Genomic DNA, 2,831 nt, shown 5'->3' with positions numbered 1-2,831 from the left:
ATCGGGTGTTTTCCTTTCCAAGTCATAGTTTGGGCGAATTTCAAAGCCGTTTCGATTTCATCTAAAATACTCCCATTCCAATGGTTTTCTAACACAGCCCAGGTTCGTTCAATAGGATTATATTTACTATGGTAAGGGGGATAGTAAGCTAAACGTATATTAACTTGATATTTTTGGGAAAACTCAACTATACGTTTCATGAACTGAGTTCGTCTCGAATTATTTTCTGGTCCATTATCTTGATTAATTATCAAAGTTTTAATTTTCTCAAAACGAGATTTTTCCGACTCCCAGAAATCTTCTAATATATCAACAATAAAGTCACTGGTGACTGTGGAGGCAGTGAAATACAAAAACAACTCATCAAATTCTGGAATAAATATTCCGTAAGGGGTTAGGGTTGTTTTCGGATTAAAATCATGATCGTTTGTTTCGACAGTTATTCTATTCTTACCTCCTCGATCAAATAGTCCAATATTAACACGGGCTTTGGCATCCAAACTAAGACGTAACATCGTAGGGTCTTCATCCGCTTCCCGATTAATGTTAGCTAATTCCTCAAAGATTGCCTCGGTTTCTGGAATTTTTTTTGAGGTAAAACTTTAGCGACTCTTTTCAGACGATAACCTAAGTTATTTAATTTAACCCGAATAGTTTCCTCGCTCGGTAAATCCTCATCACTGTACCCATATTTAGAGATTAATTGCTTTCGGACTTCGGCCGCACTCAGTCTCACATAAAGCCTTTGGCTTTTAAAACTTGGGTCAGTTTGGCTTTGAGAATCCACTAAACTTTTGATGTTTTCCAATAGAAAAGGTAAATGTTCTTCTGCTTTTTTCCGCCCCTTAGCTGAATGATTATCAACACAAATAATACCTCTTTTTAGTTCTTTAATTCCTTGACGAATAGTAGTTCGATTCCAGCCTAACTCCTGTGCAGCAAGGGTTTGTCCCCCATAGCCTAATTCTAAGACTGTTTGGGCCATGAATCTTCTTTTAGCTGCACCTTTTAATTGAAGTGCAGTTTCACTGAGCAATTTCTTGAGGGAATCAGTTAATTCCATATACACTTACAAAGAAAAACTTGATTAATAATGTACAGGATTAATTCTACTACAAAATTGGAAGGAGGAGGCAACCATCGACCCCTACCTCCTACACTCCGAGAATGATTATTATTCTTGAGCATGAATAGTTTATTTTTTGGAAGTCCCTTGGCTCAGGGCAAGTTGGCTCAGGGCAAGTCAAAGTAATTTGAGTTCCGGTGCTGATTCGGATCATCTTTCAATTTGACAACGCCAATTTTTCCCCAATCCAGTCTTTGACAATAGCTTGTAACGGTAAATCACGACGCTGACTTTCTTGCTCAAGAGCCTCTACCATCCATGAGGGAAACTCAAACGCAATTGTTTGTTCCTCGGAATTAGAACGTTTAATTTTAGTTAAATCCAAGTATTCGATGATATTTTCTCCATCATCAAATTTGCGGTCAAAATCTTCAGCTTTCATAAATTTCTACCTCTTCAGGTCTAGAGCGTCGGACTGAAATAATACGGATTTTGGTTTGACGATAGGTAACTACGGCTGACCAATGCTTACCTGCTATTATACCAATAACAACAAATCGTGGTTCATTTTCTGTTCGGGCTGGAATTTCGACTTTTTGGGAATCTAACCATAATACTTGAGCTTCAACAAAATCTAGACCATGTTTATTTTTGTTAGCTTGGCTTTTATTAGGATCAAATTCAAATTCCGGTTTTTTCATTCTCTTGGCTTCGTTTCCGTGGCTGCATCTCAATTTGGTCGAAATATCTATAGGACATTTTGGGCGCACGCAGTTCGATAAACTCACTGACCACTAGGTACTCCTACCAGAATATTATGGTAGTGACTGTATCGGCAAAATTTATAGTACAATTGGGCTAATAAATTTTGGAATTCCCTTGCTGCTGTTATCAGTAAAAAGTTATCAGGTAGAACCCGAAGGGAGCGTCCCCAAGTAAAAGGGAAAGAGATATCACCTGACCATAATCTTGCTGGTTTTCTTGGATCTTGTCCGATGGCTCAGGGCAGATTTGAACTGCCGACCTTGGGCTTATGAGTCCCCTGCTCTGACCAACTGAGCTACTAAGCCGTTGTTTACACAGTTATCAATCGTAACACACAATCACCCAATTGCACAAGAGCAAAAAAGGGAAGAGAAAATCTTCCCTTTGGGGGCATCTTTAACGTCTGCCTGGCAGGAAAGCCATGGGATTGACTGCTCCCTGGCCGGAGGGGTGAACCTCGAAATGTAGGTGGGGGCCGGTGCTAAAACCGGTGCTACCCATCTGGGCAATTGGCTCGCCTTGCTGAACAGTTTGGCCGCGACGCACCAACAGACGGCTGTTATGGGCATAGAGAGTGACGCTACCATCGGGGTGACGCAGTTTCACCAGATTGCCATAACCGCCAGAATTCCAACCGGAGGCGATTACTTCACCGGCGGCCGCCGCCACAATCGGGGTCCCCACTGGACCGGCGATATCGATGCCGCGATGAGGTCTGCCCCAGCGCCAACCGAAACCGGAGGTTAACACACCTCTGGTGGGCCAGATAAAGCCGGTAAAAATGGGGGCGGGATTAGGTAAATACTCATCGGGATTAGCGAGGGGAGGAAGGGAAGGTTCTACGGTTTCGCCGACGGGAATTCGTAGGCGGTCATTATATTCTTCCACATTGGTAGGAGCCGAACCGATAATCTGTGGGGGGGTGCTTTGGTTAGAACGAGAACGAAGGGCAGCCCATTGGGGATTAGGGGTTATTTGCCGATCATCTACGGTTTCTGCG

3 protein-coding genes, 1 tRNA gene and 1 pseudogene are annotated in these 2,831 nt (G+C 42.6%); all 5 read right to left on the bottom strand.

Translation table 11 applies throughout. The features are described from left to right. Window positions 1-1,063: pseudogene (locus IQ242_RS21600) on the bottom strand (ISAzo13-like element ISMae28 family transposase); the annotation flags it as partial. 220 nt (window positions 1,064-1,283) lie between these two features. Continuing rightward, on the bottom strand, window positions 1,284-1,508 hold the full coding sequence (gene brnA, locus IQ242_RS21595) for a type II toxin-antitoxin system BrnA family antitoxin (RefSeq protein ID WP_002759052.1): 225 nt from the start codon (window positions 1,506-1,508) through the stop codon (window positions 1,284-1,286). Further along, window positions 1,498-1,767, bottom strand: a complete 270-nt coding sequence (locus IQ242_RS21590; protein ID WP_002759054.1) for a BrnT family toxin — start codon at window positions 1,765-1,767, stop codon at window positions 1,498-1,500. The genes brnA and IQ242_RS21590 overlap by 11 nt, the downstream gene beginning before the upstream one ends. A gap of 295 nt (window positions 1,768-2,062) precedes the next feature. Then, window positions 2,063-2,136, bottom strand: a tRNA-Met gene (locus IQ242_RS21585). A 91-nt stretch (window positions 2,137-2,227) separates the two neighbouring features. After that, a partial coding sequence (locus tag IQ242_RS21580; protein ID WP_193961357.1) for a M23 family metallopeptidase occupies window positions 2,228-2,831 on the bottom strand: 604 nt, incomplete at its 5' end.

The organism is Microcystis sp. LEGE 08355 (assembly GCF_015207185.1).
In the GTDB taxonomy this organism is placed as follows: Bacteria; Cyanobacteriota; Cyanobacteriia; order Cyanobacteriales; family Microcystaceae; genus Microcystis; species Microcystis panniformis.
Note: the sequence above shows the minus strand (reverse complement) of the source record. Positions and strands in the feature narration are given on the sequence as shown.